Here is an 18,907-nt window from a genome sequence, read left to right as displayed (position 1 = left end):
GGAATGCTGAGTTTTGTAACCAGACAACGCCGGTTTGAGCGCCGCTGGCTGATAGCGCTGTCGTTTTCGGCGGGGGTTATGCTGGCGTTAAGCCTGTGTGCGGGCGACGTCTGGTTTTCGCCGCTCTCGTGGTGGAGCGATGAGGCAAGGCTCTTCATCTGGCAAATCCGACTGCCGCGTACGCTTGCCGTGCTGCTGGTAGGAGCCGCGCTGGCGGTTACCGGCACCATTATGCAATCCCTGTTTGAAAACCCTCTGGCTGAACCCGGCCTGCTTGGCGTCTCCAACGGCGCGGGCGTGGCGCTGGTTATTGCCTTGTTGCTCGGGCAGGGCTCGCTACCAGGCTGGGTGCTCGGGCTGTGCGCCATCCTCGGGGCCTTAACGATCACTCTTATTCTGTTACGTTTTTCCCGTCGTCATCTTTCCACCAGTCGTCTATTACTTGCAGGAGTCGCGCTCGGTATTATCTGTAGCGCGCTGATGACCTGGGCGGTCTACTTCAGCTCAAGCCTGGATTTACGTCAGCTCATGTACTGGATGATGGGCGGGTTTGGCGGCGTGGACTGGCGGCAGGGCTGGCTGATGGTGACGCTGTTGCCGGTGGTGGTCTGGCTATGCCGTCAGCATGCCCCGCTTAACCTGATGGCGCTGGGCGAAAACTCTGCTTGTCAGCTGGGGCTGCCCGTCTGGCTTTGGCGCAACATTCTGGTTGTCGCCACCGGCTGGCTGGTAGGCGTCAGCGTGGCGCTTGCCGGCGCTATCGGATTTGTTGGCCTGGTTATCCCGCACATGCTGCGGCTCACAGGGTTAACCGATCATCGCGTTTTACTGCCGGCCAGTGCGCTGGCCGGGGCGGCAGTATTAACCGGGGCAGATGTTGTGGCGAGGCTCGCATTAAGCTCTGCCGAGCTGCCGATTGGCGTAGTGACCGCTACGCTCGGCGCGCCGGTGTTTATCTGGCTATTATTGAAAGCCGGACGTTAATTCGGCTCACTTAGGAAGGGGATGATATGCAAAGCAATGTTCTGAATACCGAAGTCACCACCATTGACGGGGAAAGCACCACGCTTGAAAACTGGCAGGGTAAAGTCCTGCTGATTGTTAACGTCGCTTCCAAATGCGGCCTTACGCCGCAGTACGAACAGCTCGAAAACCTGCAGAAAGACTTTGAGGCACAGGGCTTCAGCGTGCTGGGCTTCCCGTGCAACCAGTTCCTGGGCCAGGAGCCGGGCAGCAGTGAAGAGATTAAAACTTTCTGCAGCACCACCTACGGCGTCACTTTCCCGCTGTTCAGCAAAATCGACGTCAATGGGGAGCATCGTCACCCGTTTTATCAGAAGCTGATTGACGCTCGTCCAGCCGCCGTGGCGCCGGAAGGCAGCGGTTTTCTGGAGCGTATGAGCAGCAAAGGGCGCGGCCCGCTTTACCCTGACGATATCCTGTGGAACTTCGAGAAATTCCTGATTGGCCGTGATGGCAAAGTGATTCAGCGTTTCTCTCCGGATATGACCCCGGAAGATCCGGTTGTACTGGAAGCGATTAAACAGGCTTTGGCAAAATAACTTGTCCATTTTGCAACTTGCAGGCGTCACCGTCGCCGATCGGCTTGGGCCGATTAGCGCGGCGGTGGAACCGGGTGAGCTAATTCATCTTGTCGGGCCTAACGGCGCGGGTAAGAGCACGTTGCTCACCCGAATGGCAGGGTTAAGCTCAGGGCCGGGACGTCTTCTGCTTAACCAGCGGCCGGTTGAAGAATGGCTTCCCGCTGCGCTTTCCCGCCGCCGTGCGTGGCTCAGCCAGCAGCAGCTGCCTCCTTTCGCTATGCCCGTCTGGCATTATCTGCAGCTTCATCAGCCATCGCCAGAGGCGGAGGCCGCCATGCTACGCCTGGCCGAATCGCTGTGGTTAACCGACAAGCTGACGCGCGCGGTCAATCAGCTTTCCGGCGGCGAATGGCAGCGGGTAAGGCTGGCCGCAGTACTGTTACAGGTTGATCCTTCGGTCAATCCTGAAGGCCAGCTGTTGCTGCTCGACGAGCCGATGAACAGCCTCGACGTTGCCCAGCAGGCGGCGCTGGATCGCCTGCTGCTCTCATTTTGTGAAGCCGGTATAGCGGTGGTGATGAGCAGCCATGATTTGAACCATAGCCTGCGGCATGCGCACAAAGTGTGGCTATTGCGTGAGGGTAAAATGGTGGCTCAGGGGCATCGGGATGACGTGTTGACGCCGAAGAATTTGGCCGCTGCCTACCAGATGCCGTTTCGATTATTACGGATCGAAGGGCACAGTATGCTGATAAGCCCGCTATAACATCGCGGAAAGCTTGCAATAATTCCGGGCGACAGGCTAAATTACTGGAAACAGTAAGACCGGGAGTTGTCTGAAAATGCGTTTGTGGCTTATTGCAGTGGCATGCATAGTGTTGGTGGGGTGTAGTCATAATGCCCCTCATCCGAACGCCCGGCTTTCCGATTCCATCACCGTTATCGCTCAGCTAAACGATCAGCTGCGCAGCTGGCACGGAACGCCGTACACATACGGCGGCATGAGCCGGCGCGGCGTGGACTGTTCCGGCTTTGTACTGATGACCTTCCGCGACAAATTTGAGCTGATGCTGCCGCGCATGACCAGCGAGCAGGCAGAAATCGGCACCAAAATCGATAAAGATGACCTGCTGCCGGGCGATCTGGTGTTCTTTAAAACCGGCTCCGGGGAAAGCGGCCTGCACGTTGGTATTTATGATACCGACAACACGTTTATTCACGCCTCCACCAGCCGGGGCGTAATGCGTTCCTCTCTGGATAACGTCTACTGGCGCAAAAAATTCTGGCAAGCCCGCCGTATATAGTCTTTTCTGACTTTATCTGAAGTGAAAAATCGTGACCGTTCCCGCAAATCTGCGGGCAACGTCAACGCGGTTTACAATATCAGGTAATATCGGGATGCATTGTGCTTTTCCCGTTAAGGATTGTTTCATGGTCACCCTCGAAGATGTTGCTGCCCACGCCGGCGTCTCCCGCGCCACCGTCTCACGCGTGGTTAACGGCGACACTAAGGTCAAAGCGCAAACCCGCATCAAGGTAGAAGCCGCGATTGCCGAACTGGGCTATTCCCCCAATCCCGCTGCCAGAGCGCTGGCATCCAGCCAGAGCCATTCGATTGGGCTGGTCACGACATCCTATACCGGGGGCTTCTTCGGCTCGCTGATGGATACGGTGCAAACCGAAGCTGAATCTAACGGAAAGCAGCTGCTGGTGACGCAGGGTCGGGGCGTAGAAGAGAACGAGCGCAATGCCATTCAGCGGCTCTATAACCTACGCTGCGACGGTCTGATCCTGCACGTGCGTGCGATAGCCGATGAGGCGCTAATTCAGCTGGCCGAACGCGGCAACAGGTTTATCATCCTCGACAGAGAGGTGCCTGCTTTAAACGCGCGCTGCGTGGTCTTCGATCACCGTCTTGCCAGCCACATGGCCACCCGCTATTTGCTGGATGCCGGCCATCTGGCGATAGCCTGCCTGCATGGTCCAACCCAGCGAACCTCCAGCCTTTTACGTCGTCAGGGTTTTCTTGATGCCATGGAGGAGAGGGATGTTACGCCGGTGGCGGTGGTAGAAGGCGAATACGATATGCCAAGCGGCTACCGGCAAACCGCGATGCTGTTAGAGAAGTACAAAATCAGCGCGCTGTACTGCTGCAATGAAGAAATGGCCGTCGGGGCAATGCTGGCCATTACCGAACGAGGTTTACGCATTCCTCTGGATATATCCCTTATTTGTTATGACAGTGGAGATCGGGCGGCGTTTGTACGCCCGGCGTTAACCAGCGTTTATTTTCCGATAGGGGATATGGCACGCTACGCAACGCGTAAATTACTTAATGAACATTGTGAGGATGAATCTTTTTTACCCTGCATCATTGCCCGGGACTCCGTGCGCAATTTGCGTTAAAAACTGGCTATGTACGGATATCCAGGATAAGCTCAAAGTTATTAAAAGATAAGCTTAAACGTTTCAGGGATGAGTGTGAAATTCACAGCGATAGCAGCTATCCGACTATTTTCGGATTGGCGCTGTATCTCTCTGCCGTCCAACCAGAAATCCGCAGGGCTGGCAAAATGATTGTTTCACTTGATAGTGTTTATTGTTCTCATCTCTATTATCGTCCGGCCGTACGGCCGGATGACAGTATTATGGGTGTCGAAATCGTCGCAAACTTCGTCGGGGCTGACGCGCCAGTACGTATTCCAACCGAGCTGTTAATCCCTCATCTTGCCCCTGAGCAGCACCTTGAGCTGTTCAGAGAAAAATTAACGGTAATAGAAGCACAGCAGGATTTCTTTATCACCCGGCAGCTTGTGGTCTGGATTCATATTAATGAAACTATTATTGATGCGTTAATTAATAACCAGAATTTATATATTCGCTTAAAGGCTTTGCCGTTTATTGAATTAACCCTCAGCGAAAGTTTTTTGGATTTAAATAGCGGGAAAACTAATTTAAGGCTGGCCTGGGCAGTGGAACGTTTTCCGCTGGTGCTGGCAGACTTTGGTGCCGGCCATGCCACGACCAAACCGGTGTTCGACGGCCTGTTCAGGCGCGTTATTATGGATCGTTTTTTTATTCAAAAACTGCTGTCGGGCCGCACCTTTACGCCTTTTATGCTGGCCATCATTGGGCAGGTTTCCCCGTTTTGTGAATCGTTGCTGGTGGCCGGAATAGACTCCGCTAACGCGCGGCGCAAAGTGCAGGCGCTGGGCTTTGCCGCGATGCAGGGCAAACTGTGGCCGCTTGTTCAGCCGGAATATCTGGCGTCACTTTTTCCTCCTCATGAAGGTCTGATTCACTAAAGTCCCTGCTGCGTCACCGTGTTTAAAATCCATTACCGGGGCTACACTGTCGGGCGGAGGAACCATGACCAACACTTTAACTTTTCTGAATACCTGGCACGACGAGCTGCCGGGTTTCTACAACGAATTAAACCCAACGCCGCTGAAAAATGCGCGGCTGCTTTATCACAGCCAGCCGCTGGCCGATGAGCTGGGTCTCGAACGTTCTCTTTTTGATGCACAGTATCAGGGTGTCTGGAGTGGCGAAACGCTACTGCCCGGCATGCAGCCGCTGGCCCAGGTCTACAGCGGGCACCAGTTCGGCGTCTGGGCCGGGCAACTGGGTGACGGTCGCGGTATTTTACTGGGTGAGCAACAGCTAGCCGACGGGCGCAAAGTTGACTGGCACCTGAAAGGTGCTGGCTTAACGCCTTACTCGCGGATGGGAGACGGCAGGGCGGTACTGCGCTCCACTATTCGAGAGTTTCTTGCCAGTGAAGCTATGCATGCCCTCGGGGTCCCAACTACGCGAGCCTTAACGATTGTCACCAGCGACACGCCCGTGCAGCGCGAAACGGTTGAGCAGGGGGCGATGCTGCTCCGGGTGTCTGAGAGCCACCTGCGTTTTGGTCACTTTGAGCACTTCTATTACCGCCGCGAGCCGGAGAAAGTGCAGCAGCTCGCCGATTACGCCATTCGCCACCACTGGCCGCATTTGCAGGGGCTTGAAGAACGCTATGAGCTGTGGTTCAGCGACGTCGTGACGCGCACCGCCGCGTTAATTGCCAGCTGGCAAACCGTGGGGTTTGCGCACGGGGTGATGAACACGGATAACATGTCGATTCTTGGCCTGACCATGGACTACGGCCCGTATGGCTTCCTCGACGATTACCAGCCTGAGTTTATCTGCAACCATTCGGATTATCAGGGGCGATATGCTTTTGATAACCAACCTGCCGTAGGGCTCTGGAACCTGCAGCGGCTGGCGCAAACGCTGTCTCCGTTTATTACTGCCGATAAGCTGAACGCTATTCTGGATGGCTATCAGCCGGCCATTATGCGTGCCTTTGGCCAGCAGATGCGGGCCAAACTTGGGCTATGCACAGAGCAGTCGGCCGACAACCAAATCCTCAGCGAACTGTTTGCTTTGATGAGCAAAGAAGGGAGCGATTACACCCGCACCTTCCGCATGCTTAGCGAGACGGAACAGCTCAGCGCCGCCTCGCCGCTGCGCGATGAGTTTATCGACCGGGCAAGTTTTGACGCGTGGTTTGGACGTTATCGCGAAAGGCTTCAGGTCGAGCAGGTGAGTGATGCAGAACGCCAGCAGAAAATGCAGGCGGTGAACCCGGCCCTGGTGTTGAGAAACTGGCTGGCGCAACGGGCAATAGAAGCTGCGGAGCAGGGCGATACTCGTGAACTGGCTAAGCTGCATCAGGCATTGCTCCAGCCGTTTACCGACCGTCAGGACGACATGACGCAGCGCCCGCCTGACTGGGGAAAACGGCTGGAAGTCAGCTGTTCCAGCTGATTACTGGCGCAGACCTACCTGAGGAACCGGGTGTTCCGGATGCCGGAATACCCGCAGGTCCGCCTGATACCAGCGCTGTAAAATTTGCTCGTCCAGCACTTCATCAGGCGTGCCGTCCGCGACCATCCTGCCCTTATGCAGCAGAACAATGCGATCGGCCCACAGCGCGGCCAGGTTTAAATCGTGCAGCACAACGCAAACCGACAGCGTGCCCATTTGGGCCAGACGTCGCAGCAGGCGCAGCACGTGCTGCTGGTGGTAGAGATCCAGCGCGGACGTTGGTTCATCCAGAAACAGCCAGCCGTGGGGCTGTCCGTCGCACCAGAGCTGTGCCAGCGCCCGGGCAAGCTGCACCCGCTGCTGTTCGCCGCCGGACAGGCGACAAAAATCTCTGCCGCTCAGGTCATCACAGCCGGTTAGCGCCATGACTTCCGCCACGACGCTGGCCGTTGACTCCTGCGGCCAGGGCGCCCGGCCCATGGCGATCACGTCTTCTACCGTCCAGCTAAACGCCATATTGCTTTGCTGGCGCATCACCGCCCGTTTGCGGGAAAGGGCGTCGTTGGACCACTGGCTTAAATCATGCCCCGCCAGGGCGACCCGCCCGCTGTCCGGTTGTTGAAACCCGGTTAACAGCCGCAACAGCGTGGATTTCCCCGCGCCGTTTGGGCCAATCAGTGCGACCACTTCGCCCGGCTTCAGGCTGACGTTAACGTCGTCAATGAGATAACGATGCCCCATTTTCAGCGAAACATGATGCGTCTGCAGAATTTCGTCCATCACGCTCTCTCCTTGCTGCGGAAAATCATCGCCAGAAACCATGGCCCGCCAATCAGGCTGGTCAGCAGACCCACCGGCATTTCAGCGGGGGCGACAACCGTGCGCGCCAATGTATCGGCCACCAGCAAAAGCATCGCCCCTGCCAGCACTGAGCCAGGCACCAGCCAGCGATGATCGGACCCAAGCCACATGCGTACCAGGTGTGGCACCACCAGCCCGACAAAGCCGATAACGCCGCTGATCGCCACCGAGGCGGCAACCAACAGCGCGCTCAGGATCAGCAGATGGCGCTGGGTTGTTTTGACATCAACGCCAAGATAGTGCGCTTCTTCATCGCCAAGCTGGAGCAGATTAAGGCGCTTAGACAGCAGCCAGATCCCTGCGGCTGCGGGCAGGATAAGAGAGGCGGTGGCGAGCAGCGTTGACCACTGTGCCTGGCCCAGGCTGCCCATACCCCAAAGTGAAAGCTGGCGGAGCTGGGTGTCGTTGCTGATCCACGACAATACGCCAACCGCCGCGCCGCACAGGGCGTTGATAGCGATACCCACCAGCAGCAGGCGAGACAAACTGTTGGCACCCTTACGGCTAAGCAGGAAAATCGCCAGCGTCACCGCCAGGCTGCCGACAAATGCAGCTAACATGGGAGCATAAAGTGCCAAAACCGCCGGCAGGGCCAGCGGCATCACGATAGACAGACCCACCGCCAGCGCGGCCCCGCTGCTGATCCCCAGTAAACCAGGGTCAGCCAGCGGGTTACGGAACAGCCCCTGCATCACGCAGCCGGACAGCGCCAGGGCGCCGCCAATCAGCGCCGCCAGCAGCACGCGAGGCAGGCGAATGTTGAGCCAGATATCGCGCAGCGTGTCGTCATGCGCCTGCCAAAGCACGGCAACCGACAGCCGCATGGCACCGAGATTCGCGGCAATAAGCGCCATTGCCAGCAGAACCAGCCCCATCAAACACAGGGCGTGGTGAGGCAAAGGGCGGCGTATCACGGTAATTGCTCCGCTTTCTTGCGCAGGGCGAGGATCGTCTGCGGGGTATCAATGCCAAAGCCGAGCAGCGCCATGTCATCCACCACCATCAGCCGTTTGTTTTTTCCCGCAGGGGTCTGTGCAAGGCCCGGTAATGCCCAGACCTTGTCCTCGCCGCCGAGGGTTTTCACCCCGTCGGTGGTGACCAGAATCAGGTCAGGCTTGCTGGCGATGACGCCCTCCTGGGACAGCGGCTGATAGCGCTTAAAGCCCTGCATGGCGTTGTCCAGGCCCGCAGCGTGAATCGCGGCATCCGCAGCGGTTTCCTGTCCTGCCGCCATAGCGGTCATGCCGCCGTGGCTCATAATGAACAACACTTTTTTACCAAGCGGCTGGGCTGGGATCGCCGCCAACTGGTCGTGAAGCTCCTTACGCAGCTTGTCGCCTTCGGCGGTTTTACCCAGCGCGTTAGCCACGGCTGCCACTTTGGCGTCAATGCTGTCCAGGCTGTTTTCGGCCGGGACGGTAACAACCTTCACCTTGCTGGACTCAACCTGTTTCAACGCCATTGAGGGCTGAGCCTGCGCGCTGACGAGTACCAGCGTCGGGCGCATAGCCAGAATACCTTCGGCGTTAAGCTGGCGCAGGTAGCCAACATCCGGCAGCTTTTTCACGGCATCGGGATGAAGGCTCGTGCTATCACGAGCCACCACATCCTGACCCGCACCCAGAGCCCAGGCAATCTCGGTGACGTCGCCACCGATGGTTACCACGCGCTCGGCCGCACCTGCCATTAACGGCAGGGCGAGGATGGCGAGCAGCAGGCGTTTCATGCCGCTAACCCTTTGCCGATCAGCGCTTCAATCTGCGTGCGCCACTGCTCTTGCTCCGGCTGGCCTTCGGTACGCTGGCCGTACAGCTGTGCGATTTGCGTGCCGTCGGCGGCAAACAGCTCGAGGCTGGTAACGTGGCCGTCGGCGGTTGGTTTGCGGGTTACCCAGCTCTCGGCAATGGTGTCACCCATCAGGTGCAGGGTGAATTCCGGGTTGAAGACGTTGACCCAGTTCTCCATCGGCACCACCTTGCGAATTTCACCGGTGAAGATCTGCACGCAGCCACGGTTGCCGACGAAAATCATGATTTCGTTGCCGTCTTCTTTCGCCTGATTCAGCAAATGAGAGAGGGCTTCGTTATCCACGCGGCAGGCCAGGTCGTCTTTCACCAGGCGGAAAGCCTGCTGGCGCGTCAACTGGTGGCGTTTCAGCAGCTGGAAGAACTGGTGCACATCGGTCATCGCGCGCCATTCGGCATCCACTTTGTCGGCTTCGACGGTTGGGGTCATCACCGCTTCTTCAACGGCTTTAATATCCAGAGCCGGGTTGTCGGTATGGATAAAGCGGGTCAGCACCTGGCTCCAGGCTTCAACATCCGTGTTGTCGGTGGTGTACACCTTCAGCAGCGCATCGCCCTGATGGTCGAAGAACTGGATGCTCTGGCGTTCACCGCGAGCCGTCTCTTCACGGACGTGGAACACGCTTGCCCACTGGTTCAGGAACAGGCGCAGATCCAGCGCACGCGGGTTCAGTACCAGCCCGGCGTGGCCGTTCAGGTGCTGGTTCTCGAAGCGGCCAACCTGCTCGTGAACCGCATATTCGTTACGGCAGATGCACTTCGTTTCCCCCACGGCTTCCAGCGCGGCGAAAATCTCTTTGACATCGCCGTTCAGGCGCCATGCGTCGTGCCCGACTCGGGCATGGGTCAGTTCCGCTTCGCTGATGTGCATCAGTTTGGCGATATCCCGGGCGTATTTCTTCGGGTGTTCTTGCTTAAGCTGGATCCAGCTGTCGTAACGCTGACTCATGAATAACTCCTTTACCATTGATAGCTCACGAAAATTTTACCGTTACGGCCATCCTGCGGGAGACCCTGCGGTGACCAGTACTCTTTATCGAAGGCGTTGCCAAACACCAGCGTGGTGGTTAAACCGCGCAGCTGCTGCTGCCCTTTATAGCTGACATAGAAATCGCTGACCGCGTAGCCCGGCTGCTGTGCATAGGAGCTGCTGATGTGGGTGGAACGCTCGGCGAAGGTGCCGACCCAGCCCACGGAGAAGCCGCTGTGCGCAACGGGGATGTCCAGGGTGGTAGTGACGGTGTCCGGGTTCAGGCTGGAAATGTACTCGCCGGTGTCTTCATCTTTACCGCGGGTGCGGTTATAGGCGGTATCCAGGCTGAACAGATCGGCGGTGTACTTCGCGGTCACGTCCCAGCCCCAGATTTTGGCTTTCGGTACGTTATAGGACATGGTGGTCGCTTTGGCGAAGTCCACGGTGGTGGAGATGTAATCTTTCGCTTTGGTGTCGAAGTAGCTGGCTTTGAACTCCAGGCCATCGTTGGCCATCGCCAGGTTGTCGAAGCGCAGACCGAAGCCGTATTCCTGAGTTTCGTTGGTTTCCGGACGCAGGTTCGGGTTTGGTACCCAGTAGTTGGTGTAGCGGGTGCCGATGGAGAAGTGCTTGGCGTCGTTATACATCTCGCCCATGGTCGGGGCACGGAACGCCTGCGCATAGGAACCAAACAGCATCAGCCAGTCGGTTGGGGTTACGGAAACTGCCCCACGGGATGACCATTTATCGGCGTCTACGTCTTTATAGCCCTGGCTGCTGCCGCTGTAGTTGTCGTAGCGCGTGCCGGCCAGAATAGAAATCGGCAGGTCGCGCAGGGTGATCTCATCCTGCAGCCAGCCTGAACCGAAGTTGATTTTCGCCTGCGGGAAACCGGTTGTCAGGCCGCCTGGAGCCTGTTCCTGACGGTAATATTCACCGCCGTAGGTCAGCAGGTTAGCCGCGAAGCTGTCGTTAAACAGGCGGCTGCGGTTTTCGAGCTTGCCGCCCTTCGTGGTCTGTTTGCGGAACTCGCCGCCCTGGTTAGGGGTTTCTGCGTTAATGCGTGCCTCTGACCAGTAGGCCGTCGCGGTGGCGTTCAGCCAGTCGTTATCCTGCGGGCCGAGATGGTACTTCAGCTGTGCATCGCGCTGGATGGTTGAGCGGTTGGTCATCGGGTTGCTGGAGGCGGTGGCATCCGGCGTCTGCGGATTCTTCGGTTCGCGCGCGCTGTTGTTGTAATAACGCAGGGAGCCGGACAGAGACTGAGCGGAATCGATATACCAGGTGCCTTTGGTCAGCAGGTTGCCAATGTTTTCGTCATTAGGTGCTGTTTCGCCATTGCTCTGACGCAGGTTACCGCGGTCGCGGCTGGACCAGGCGACAACGCCGTCCAGGTTGTCGGTGCGGCCAAAGGCGCTGGCGCCCATGCCGATGCTGTGGTCGCCGGTGCCGCCGGTGCCGAATACGCGGTAGCCGCTATTTTGGCCTGCAAATAACAGATCTGCCGCGTCTGCGGTTTCATAGGAGATGACGCCGCCCAGGGCGCCGCTGCCGTACAGCAGGGCTGCAGGGCCACGGACCACTTCAATGCGTTTAATCAGCGCGGGGTCGAGGAACGTGCTGTTCAGGTGGCCGGTGTCGGTGCCCTGGCGAATGCCGTCCACCAGAGTCAGCACGCCGCGGCGGTCGTAGCCGCGCATGTTGATGTCCTGGCCGTTGGTGCGCCCGGTGCCATCGATAGTTATCCCCGGCACTTTACGCAGCATGTCAGCGGCAGAGGTGGACGTCTGGCTCTCCGGCGAATTCGCGTCGATAACGCTGACCATCATCGGGGCTTCGAAGGTACTGCGCTGGTTACCGGTGGCAACCACGGTCATCTGCTCATCTTTAGCAAAGGCGGGCAGGGCAGTAAAAACGGCTAACGTGAGTACAGACAGACGAAAACCTGCTGTGTTGGTGCAAGGCATAGCGCAACTCTCCATAAGAATAACGAAAGCGCTGGCTGCCTGGGGATGACCTGGGTGGCTGGCTAATTTCCCCTTTTGGATTTGGGGAACGGTTTGTTTAATTTATTTGGTCAGGATGAGCTTCCCGGCCTGAGTCTGGCGTAACAGATACTGCTGCCCTTCGTGCACGATAACGACACGGCCATCGGCGCCGAGCAGCGTTTTGCTGTCAACCTGACGCGGTTCTGTCCCTGTCTGCGGGCGGGCGGGGGTGAATGGTTTGTCCATACGCTTCACTCTGTTTACAAATGACAATCAGTGTAACAATGAGAATCATTATCAGAAAAAGCAGGATCGGCAGCAAGCATTATTTGTAATAATTCTGTGAATCAGGGAATTTCTCTGTGGGCACGTTGTCGCGAAGCGTAATGCTATGATATCCGGCGGGTTATTGGGCTCCCCGCCGGAAGGTTGGGTCAGAAGCGTCTGTCGATTGCCTGGGCCAGCATGGCGACCAGGGTTTCCGTATCTTCCCAGTTAAGGCAAGGATCGGTGATCGACTGGCCGTAGGTCAGCGGCTGGCCGGCGACGATTTGCTGCGTCCCTTCTTGCAGGAAGCTTTCCGCCATGATCCCGGCGATCGCCCTGGAGCCGTTGCGAATTTGCGTGCAAACATCTTCGCAGACGTCTAACTGGCGGCGGTGCTGCTTCTGGCAGTTACCGTGGCTGAAATCAATCACCAGATGCTCCGGCAGGTCGAATGCGCTCAGCGTATCGCAGGCCGCGGCAATGTCTTCCGCGTGGTAATTCGGCTGTTTGCCGCCGCGCATAATAATGTGTCCATAAGGGTTGCCGCTGGTCTGGTAAATCGTCATCTGCCCTTTTTTATCCGGGGAGAGGAACATATGGCTGGCACGTGCGGCGCGAATGGCGTCTACCGCAATGCGGGTATTGCCGTCGGTGCCGTTCTTAAAGCCGACCGGGCAGGAGAGCGCGGACGCCATCTCACGGTGGATCTGGCTTTCGGTCGTGCGCGCGCCAATCGCACCCCAGCTAATCAGGTCGGCGATATACTGCCCGGTCACCATATCCAGGAATTCTGTCGCGGTAGGCACGCCAAGCTCATTCACCTGCAGCAGCAGGCGGCGAGCCTGTTCGATACCGTAATTAATGCGGTAGCTGCCGTTCAGGTCGGGATCGGAAATCAACCCTTTCCAGCCGACGACGGTGCGGGGTTTCTCGAAGTAGGTGCGCATCACGATCTCAAGGCGATCCTGATGTTTTTCTCGCAGCGTTTTGAGACGGCGAGCGTAGTCCATTGCCGCATCAAGGTCATGGATAGAGCATGGCCCGACGATAACCAGCAGGCGCTTATCTTCCCCGGTAAGGATCTTTTCTATCCTGCGGCGGGCGGTGGTTACGTGCTGCGCAACGTCAGCGGAAACCGGGAAACGCTCTGTCAGCTCGGCCGGGGTCACCAGACTGTCGATGCGCGCGGTTCGCAATTCATCTGTTTTGTTCATTGGGTGTCTCAGAAATTTTGTCTTCTCTGCGGCAGATTTACCGGGAAGTGATGGGGATCACAATAAACCAAAGCTGACCGATTTCAACATTCTGCCCGCTTTGGCAAAGGGATTACCCCACCGCAGTCTGTACACCCTAGCATACACGATTGGTCTTTTGTACTAGTTTCTTAGTACATCCGGCGATTCAGTCCCATAATATCGAGAATTTTGGTCGCCATTTCTTCCACCGAATAGTTGGTACTGTTGAGGTAGCGAATCTGGTTTTTACGGAACAGCGCCTCGACTTCGGCGACCTCCAGACGGCACTGGCGCAGGGAAGCATAGCGGCTGTTTTCACGGCGCTCTTCGCGGATAGCGGCCAGTCGTTCGGGGTTGATAGTCAGGCCAAACAGCTTGTGCTGCAGCGGTTTAAGCACCGCGGGAAGCTGAATGTTGTCCATGTCATCGGCAATAAAAGGGTAGTTGGCGGCGCGAATGCCAAACTGCATGGCGAGATAGAGGCTGGTAGGGGTTTTTCCACAGCGGGACACGCCCAGCAGAATCACCTGAGCCTGATCGAGATTGCGCATCGAAATGCCGTCATCGTGCGCCAGCGTGTAGTCAATGGCGGCAATGCGCGCGTCATACTTCATCAGGTTGCCGGGGTTAAGGCCGTGAGTTCTGTGGGCAACGGGCGTCGGGTCGAGCTTCAGCTCCTGCTGCAGCGGGGCGACCAGGGTCTGCACGATGTCCTGACAGAAGCCTTCGCTCTGCATAATGATGTCGCGGATAGTGGGCATCACGATGGAATAAAACACCAGCGGGCGCACACCTGTCTGCTGGTAAATCGCATCAATCTGCTCTTTGACCGCTTTTGCCCGACTTTCGTTTTCAACAAACGGCAGGGTAATACTGTTGATAGATACCGGGAATTGTGACATCACCGCGTGGCCAAGTACCTCGGCGGTAATTGCCGTGCCATCGGAAATACAAAATACCTGACGATCGACTAAGTTATCCATTTTTATTCCTGAACGGGGAACCGGTTTACCCAAAGCATAAAGTAAAACAAGGCATTCCGAGTAGCGCTAATCTTAATTTAAAAAGTGAAATAGCGTTTTTAAATTTAATAAACCATCGGAAATATATTCAAATCAACACTATAACCATTGGTATTGTAAGGATTATATGATAATCAATGGTTTATGAAGTGAGCGGATCTATCCGAAAATGTCATATTTTATTTTGCTTGAACGATTCACCGGTTTCATTCTCCCCCCAGAATATGCAAAGCTAAATACGAAGTCTGGTGTTTCTTGTACCCATTCATTTAAAAAAGGATTGTTTCGATGTCCAATAACGGCTCGTCATCGCTGGTGCTTTGGTATAACCAACTCGGCATGAATGATGTAGACAGGGTCGGGGGCAAAAATGCCTCCCTGGGTGAAATGATTACCAATCTTTCGGGTATGGGCGTTTCCGTCCCGAACGGTTTTGCCACTACCGCCGAGGCGTTTAACCTTTTTCTCGACCAGAGCGGCGTGAACCAGCGTATTTATGAGCTGCTGGATAAAACCGACATTGACGACGTTAGCGAACTGGCAAAAGCCGGGGCGCAGATTCGCCAGTGGATTATTGACACGCCTTTCCAGCCCGAGCTGGAAGACGCTATCCGCGAAGCCTATCAAACGCTCTCTGCCGATGATGCCGAAGCCTCCTTTGCGGTGCGCTCTTCCGCCACTGCCGAAGACATGCCGGACGCTTCCTTTGCCGGGCAACAAGAAACCTTCCTCAACGTGCAGGGCTATGATGCCGTGCTGGTGGCGGTGAAACACGTTTTCGCCTCGCTGTTTAACGACCGTGCAATCTCCTACCGCGTGCATCAGGGCTATGACCACCGTGGCGTGGCGCTCTCCGCTGGCGTACAGCGCATGGTGCGCTCCGACCTGGCTTCTTCCGGGGTCATGTTCTCCATCGATACCGAATCTGGTTTCGATCAGGTGGTGTTTATCACCGCCGCGTGGGGTCTGGGTGAAATGGTGGTGCAGGGCGCAGTGAACCCGGATGAATTCTACGTGCACAAGCCAACGCTTGCAGCGGGTAATCCGGCTATCGTGCGTCGCACCATGGGCTCGAAAAAAATCCGTATGGTTTACGCCCCGACTCAGGAACACGGCAAGCAGGTGCGGATTGAAGACGTGCCGGAAGCCGACCGCGACCGTTTCTGTATTACCCAGGAAGAAATTCAGGAACTGGCTAAGCAGGCGGTACAGATCGAAAAACATTATGGCCGCCCGATGGACATCGAGTGGGCGAAAGACGGCCACACCGGCAAGCTGTTTATCGTTCAGGCTCGTCCGGAAACCGTGCGTTCTCAGGGCCAGGTCATGGAGCGCTACCAGCTGCACGCCCAGGGGCAAATCGTGGCGGAAGGTCGCGCGATTGGTCACCGCATCGGTGCAGGCCCGGTAAAAGTTATTCACGACATCAGCGAAATGAACCGCATTCAGCCGGGCGACGTGCTGGTCACCGACATGACCGACCCTGACTGGGAGCCGATCATGAAAAAAGCGGCGGCGATCGTCACCAACCGCGGTGGGCGAACCTGTCACGCGGCAATCATCGCCCGTGAGCTTGGCATCCCGGCCGTTGTGGGCTGCGGCGACGCAACCGAGCGCATGAAAGACGGCCAGAACGTCACCGTATCCTGTGCCGAGGGTGATACCGGCTACGTTTACGCTGAAATCCTCGACTTCACCGTGAAAAGCTCCACGGTGGATGCAATGCCGGATCTGCCGCTGAAAATCATGATGAACGTCGGTAACCCGGACCGTGCTTTCGACTTCGCCTGCCTGCCGAACGAAGGCGTTGGCCTGGCGCGTCTGGAATTTATCATCAACCGCATGATTGGCGTGCACCCGCGCGCGCTGCTGGAGTTCGACCAGCAGGAGCCCGCTCTGCAGGCTGAAATCCGCACGATGATGAAAGGCTATGACGATCCGGTTGAGTTCTACGTTGGTCGCCTGACCGAGGGGATCGCGACCCTGGGCGCGGCGTTCTGGCCGAAGCGTGTGATCGTGCGTCTGTCCGACTTCAAATCTAACGAATACGCCAACCTCGTGGGCGGCGAGCGTTATGAGCCGGAAGAAGAGAACCCAATGCTGGGCTTCCGTGGTGCAGGTCGCTACGTGGCGGACAGCTTCCGTAACTGTTTCGCGCTGGAATGTGCGGCCATGAAGCGCGTGCGTAACGAAATGGGCCTGACCAACGTCGAAGTGATGGTGCCGTTTGTGCGTACCGTCGCCCAGGCGAAAGCGGTTGTTGAAGAGCTGGGGCGTCAGGGCCTGAAGCGCGGTGAGAACGGGCTGAAAATCATCATGATGTGTGAGATCCCGTCCAACGCCCTGCTGGCGGACGAATTCCTGCAATACTTCGACGGCTTCTCCATCGGCTCTAACGATATGACGCAGCTTGCGCTGGGCCTGGACCGCGACTCTGGCGTGGTTTCCGAGCTGTTTGACGAGCGTAACGATGCGGTGAAAGCGCTGCTGTCGATGGCCATCAAAGCGGCGAAGAAACAGGGTAAATACGTGGGGATCTGCGGTCAGGGGCCTTCCGATCACGAAGACTTCGCGGCCTGGCTGATGGAAGAGGGGATTGACAGTCTGTCCCTGAACCCGGACACCGTGGTGCAAACCTGGCTAAGCCTCGCCGAACTGAACAAGTAACGCCCCTCTCTCATTAAAAAGAAAGGGAACCGCTCCGGTGTCTTCCAGCCGTGCATTGGGAAGCACACCGGGGCGGCTATCATCCCCGCTTAATCAAATCCTTCATGCCGGTAATAATGGCCTCGCACCACGCCGCATAATCATGCCCGCTCGACCAGGGGGTAAAGCTCACCTCGTAGCCCTTTTCACGCAGGACGGCTTCAAGCTGTTGTGTATTACGGTAAATACCCCCGTCCGCGCCTTTGCTTTCGAAGCGGCCTGCCTGCAGCCAGAAACGAACGGGTAAGCGCGGTGACGCCTGATACTGCCGGGTTAGCCAGCCCGGCATTTCACCCTCGGGCGCCCACCAGTAAGAGCCGGACAAGCTCAGCACGTTACCAAACGTCTCGGGATGACGCAGGGCAACCCAGGCAGAGGCAAGCCCGCCGTAGCTTGAACCCGCCACAATGGTTTTCCGCGCCGTAGTGGTGATGCCCTGGCGGTTAAGCCACGGCGTCAGCTCCTGGGCCATAAAATCGGCAAAGTCCGGATTGGGCGGCAGCTCTTTCTCACGGCGTTCGCCGTCCAGGCTGTCGATAAACACAGCGTTAACCGGCGGCAGGGCATGGCGGGCAATCAGGCCGTCCAGCACGTTGGCGAGATGATAACGATCCTGATACATGCGGCCGTCAAACAGCATCAGCGTCCAGCGTGCGGGCTGGCTGCCTCGCGGCCGGTAAACCGTCACTTCACGGCGGTTATTGAGCTTTTTGCTCTCAACCTGGTAACGAACCAGCGAGCCATGGCGGATGGGTTCCGAGGTAGCCTGCGGCGTAAAATAGCGGCGGGCGGTGAGGTCTAAAAGCGAGAAACGGCTCCAGCGATCCCCCTGGCCCGACGGGCTGGATTGCGGATTAAGCGGGTCAGCCTGAGCCGTGACCAGAATTGCGCGGCGCTGCTCGCGAGCGGTGCCTTCGGTAAGAGGGACATCAGGCGCAAGCTTGTACTGCATCAGTGTATCAGCCGGCACTACATAGCTGCGATACCAGACATCGGACTGCCCCAGGCGAAACATCGGGTCGTGATCGCCTGCCGGTGAGCCGAGCACAAAAACGTTGCCCTGCGCGCCACGCCACAGGAAGGTAACGCGCTTGTTGTTGGCGTCTATCGTTTCGACCAGCGGCGTACCTTGCTCGCGTCTTTCCTGCCAGAACGTGTCCGTGCCTGCGCCACGGCTCAGCGCCTGCTCAAGCGCCAGCAGCGCAGGGCTTTCCGGGGATTGCATTTCATTGCGTTTGAGCGGAACCGTCTCACGAATCTGCCAGCGGAACTGCCAGCGCTTACCGGGCTCGCCGCGAAGCACCAGCGTTGACGCCTGGCCGACGGGCAGGGCAAAAAGCGGGTTATGTTTACCGTCCACCGGCCCGTTTTCCACCAGCGCGCGCCAGAGCCTGCCTTTGCTGTCAATCAGGCTGGCGTCGGTCACGCCGCTCAGCCGGACGTTAGCGTAATTCTCCCGCAGGGCCGGAAGCCCAAAGCAGATTTCACCGCTGGCATCGAACTTTCCCTCCTGCTCTCCCTGGCTGCCGGTAAAGGTGCAGGTCGCGGCCACCGCCGACGCTGAACAAAGTCCCAACATTAATGCGCTCCACGCGGCTCTCATGGCGTCCATCATTCCTGATAAAAAAGTGCATACACGCTAATGCAAATGAGATTGATTTGCAATAACATTGCGAGTCGTTGCGTTTTAC

General features: G+C 57.3%; 17 protein-coding genes. 8 read left to right on the top strand and 9 right to left on the bottom strand.

Translation table 11 applies throughout. From position 1 onward, the window contains the following. Window positions 1-3: 3 nt before the first annotated feature. The 7 genes from btuC to selO all read left to right on the top strand — a co-directional run bounded on the left by btuC (window position 4) and on the right by selO (window position 6,359). Entirely contained in the window at window positions 4-984 is a 981-nt protein-coding gene (btuC, locus tag JT31_RS03440) for a vitamin B12 ABC transporter permease BtuC (protein WP_038473321.1), read from the top strand. A gap of 26 nt (window positions 985-1,010) precedes the next feature. Then, window positions 1,011-1,562, top strand: coding sequence for a glutathione peroxidase (locus tag JT31_RS03435; protein ID WP_038473318.1), 552 nt, complete (start codon window positions 1,011-1,013; stop codon window positions 1,560-1,562). 1 nt (window position 1,563) lies between these two features. Beyond that, a complete protein-coding gene (btuD, locus tag JT31_RS03430) occupies window positions 1,564-2,310 on the top strand; it encodes a vitamin B12 ABC transporter ATP-binding protein BtuD (RefSeq protein WP_038473316.1) in 747 nt (248 codons plus the stop codon). A gap of 76 nt (window positions 2,311-2,386) precedes the next feature. Further along, entirely contained in the window at window positions 2,387-2,848 is a 462-nt protein-coding gene (locus JT31_RS03425) for a C40 family peptidase (RefSeq protein ID WP_038473313.1), read from the top strand. A gap of 127 nt (window positions 2,849-2,975) precedes the next feature. After that, window positions 2,976-3,950, top strand: a complete 975-nt coding sequence (locus JT31_RS03420) for a LacI family DNA-binding transcriptional regulator (RefSeq protein ID WP_038473311.1) — start codon at window positions 2,976-2,978, stop codon at window positions 3,948-3,950. 242 nt (window positions 3,951-4,192) lie between these two features. Next, window positions 4,193-4,849, top strand: a complete 657-nt coding sequence (locus JT31_RS03415) for an EAL domain-containing protein (protein ID WP_052048962.1) — start codon at window positions 4,193-4,195, stop codon at window positions 4,847-4,849. Window positions 4,850-4,913: 64 nt separating this feature from the next. Continuing rightward, the gene (gene selO / locus JT31_RS03410) at window positions 4,914-6,359 is read left to right on the top strand and encodes a protein adenylyltransferase SelO (protein WP_038473306.1); all 1,446 of its coding nucleotides are present in this window, start codon (window positions 4,914-4,916) and stop codon (window positions 6,357-6,359) included. On the opposite strand, the gene JT31_RS03405 is transcribed toward selO, so the two are convergent. The 8 genes from JT31_RS03405 to JT31_RS03370 all read right to left on the bottom strand — a co-directional run bounded on the left by JT31_RS03405 (window position 6,360) and on the right by JT31_RS03370 (window position 14,471). Further along, a complete protein-coding gene (locus JT31_RS03405) occupies window positions 6,360-7,139 on the bottom strand; it encodes a heme ABC transporter ATP-binding protein (protein ID WP_038473303.1) in 780 nt (259 codons plus the stop codon). After that, the gene (locus JT31_RS03400; RefSeq protein ID WP_052048961.1) at window positions 7,139-8,095 is read right to left on the bottom strand and encodes a FecCD family ABC transporter permease; all 957 of its coding nucleotides are present in this window, start codon (window positions 8,093-8,095) and stop codon (window positions 7,139-7,141) included. The genes JT31_RS03405 and JT31_RS03400 overlap by 1 nt, the downstream gene beginning before the upstream one ends. Window positions 8,096-8,130: 35 nt before the next feature. Next, the gene (locus tag JT31_RS03395; RefSeq protein WP_038473298.1) at window positions 8,131-8,946 is read right to left on the bottom strand and encodes a heme/hemin ABC transporter substrate-binding protein; all 816 of its coding nucleotides are present in this window, start codon (window positions 8,944-8,946) and stop codon (window positions 8,131-8,133) included. After that, complete coding sequence (locus JT31_RS03390; RefSeq protein ID WP_038473295.1) at window positions 8,943-9,974, bottom strand: hemin-degrading factor; 1,032 nt, start codon at window positions 9,972-9,974, stop codon at window positions 8,943-8,945. The genes JT31_RS03395 and JT31_RS03390 overlap by 4 nt, the downstream gene beginning before the upstream one ends. An 11-nt stretch (window positions 9,975-9,985) precedes the next feature. Then, the gene (locus JT31_RS03385) at window positions 9,986-11,965 is read right to left on the bottom strand and encodes a TonB-dependent hemoglobin/transferrin/lactoferrin family receptor (RefSeq protein WP_038473293.1); all 1,980 of its coding nucleotides are present in this window, start codon (window positions 11,963-11,965) and stop codon (window positions 9,986-9,988) included. A 102-nt stretch (window positions 11,966-12,067) separates the two neighbouring features. Next, on the bottom strand, window positions 12,068-12,232 hold the full coding sequence (hemP, locus tag JT31_RS03380; RefSeq protein ID WP_038473290.1) for a hemin uptake protein HemP: 165 nt from the start codon (window positions 12,230-12,232) through the stop codon (window positions 12,068-12,070). Between the two features lie 188 nt (window positions 12,233-12,420). Beyond that, on the bottom strand, window positions 12,421-13,467 hold the full coding sequence (gene aroH / locus JT31_RS03375; RefSeq protein WP_038473288.1) for a 3-deoxy-7-phosphoheptulonate synthase AroH: 1,047 nt from the start codon (window positions 13,465-13,467) through the stop codon (window positions 12,421-12,423). A gap of 170 nt (window positions 13,468-13,637) precedes the next feature. Further along, a complete protein-coding gene (locus tag JT31_RS03370) occupies window positions 13,638-14,471 on the bottom strand; it encodes a pyruvate, water dikinase regulatory protein (RefSeq protein WP_038473286.1) in 834 nt (277 codons plus the stop codon). A gap of 327 nt (window positions 14,472-14,798) precedes the next feature. Here JT31_RS03370 and ppsA point away from each other — a divergent pair, with 327 nt between their 5' ends. Next, window positions 14,799-17,177, top strand: coding sequence for a phosphoenolpyruvate synthase (ppsA, locus tag JT31_RS03365; protein ID WP_038473284.1), 2,379 nt, complete (start codon window positions 14,799-14,801; stop codon window positions 17,175-17,177). A gap of 79 nt (window positions 17,178-17,256) precedes the next feature. Here the strand turns inward: ppsA and fes are convergent, their stop codons facing one another. Beyond that, the gene (fes, locus tag JT31_RS03360; RefSeq protein ID WP_038482733.1) at window positions 17,257-18,819 is read right to left on the bottom strand and encodes an enterochelin esterase; all 1,563 of its coding nucleotides are present in this window, start codon (window positions 18,817-18,819) and stop codon (window positions 17,257-17,259) included. Window positions 18,820-18,907: the final 88 nt, after the last annotated feature.

This window comes from Cedecea neteri, assembly GCF_000757825.1.
GTDB classification, from domain to species: domain Bacteria; phylum Pseudomonadota; class Gammaproteobacteria; order Enterobacterales; family Enterobacteriaceae; genus Cedecea; species Cedecea selenatireducens.
This window is presented reverse-complemented; position numbering and strand designations above follow the sequence as displayed.

Coding starts and splice junctions, on each gene's coding strand:
- JT31_RS03395 (WP_038473298.1), bottom strand. CDS start 8,946: ATGAAACGCCTGCTGCTCGCCATCCTCGCCCTGCCGTTAATGGCAGGT.
- JT31_RS03390 (WP_038473295.1), bottom strand. CDS start 9,974: ATGAGTCAGCGTTACGACAGCTGGATCCAGCTTAAGCAAGAACACCCG.
- JT31_RS03405 (WP_038473303.1), bottom strand. CDS start 7,139: ATGGACGAAATTCTGCAGACGCATCATGTTTCGCTGAAAATGGGGCAT.
- fes (WP_038482733.1), bottom strand. CDS start 18,819: ATGAGAGCCGCGTGGAGCGCATTAATGTTGGGACTTTGTTCAGCGTCG.
- JT31_RS03435 (WP_038473318.1), top strand. CDS start 1,011: ATGCAAAGCAATGTTCTGAATACCGAAGTCACCACCATTGACGGGGAA.
- ppsA (WP_038473284.1), top strand. CDS start 14,799: ATGTCCAATAACGGCTCGTCATCGCTGGTGCTTTGGTATAACCAACTC.
- selO (WP_038473306.1), top strand. CDS start 4,914: ATGACCAACACTTTAACTTTTCTGAATACCTGGCACGACGAGCTGCCG.
- JT31_RS03370 (WP_038473286.1), bottom strand. CDS start 14,471: ATGGATAACTTAGTCGATCGTCAGGTATTTTGTATTTCCGATGGCACG.
- JT31_RS03385 (WP_038473293.1), bottom strand. CDS start 11,965: ATGCCTTGCACCAACACAGCAGGTTTTCGTCTGTCTGTACTCACGTTA.
- JT31_RS03420 (WP_038473311.1), top strand. CDS start 2,976: ATGGTCACCCTCGAAGATGTTGCTGCCCACGCCGGCGTCTCCCGCGCC.
- JT31_RS03400 (WP_052048961.1), bottom strand. CDS start 8,095: ATGGGGCTGGTTCTGCTGGCAATGGCGCTTATTGCCGCGAATCTCGGT.
- JT31_RS03425 (WP_038473313.1), top strand. CDS start 2,387: ATGCGTTTGTGGCTTATTGCAGTGGCATGCATAGTGTTGGTGGGGTGT.
- JT31_RS03415 (WP_052048962.1), top strand. CDS start 4,193: ATGGGTGTCGAAATCGTCGCAAACTTCGTCGGGGCTGACGCGCCAGTA.
- btuC (WP_038473321.1), top strand. CDS start 4: ATGCTGAGTTTTGTAACCAGACAACGCCGGTTTGAGCGCCGCTGGCTG.
- hemP (WP_038473290.1), bottom strand. CDS start 12,232: ATGGACAAACCATTCACCCCCGCCCGCCCGCAGACAGGGACAGAACCG.
- aroH (WP_038473288.1), bottom strand. CDS start 13,467: ATGAACAAAACAGATGAATTGCGAACCGCGCGCATCGACAGTCTGGTG.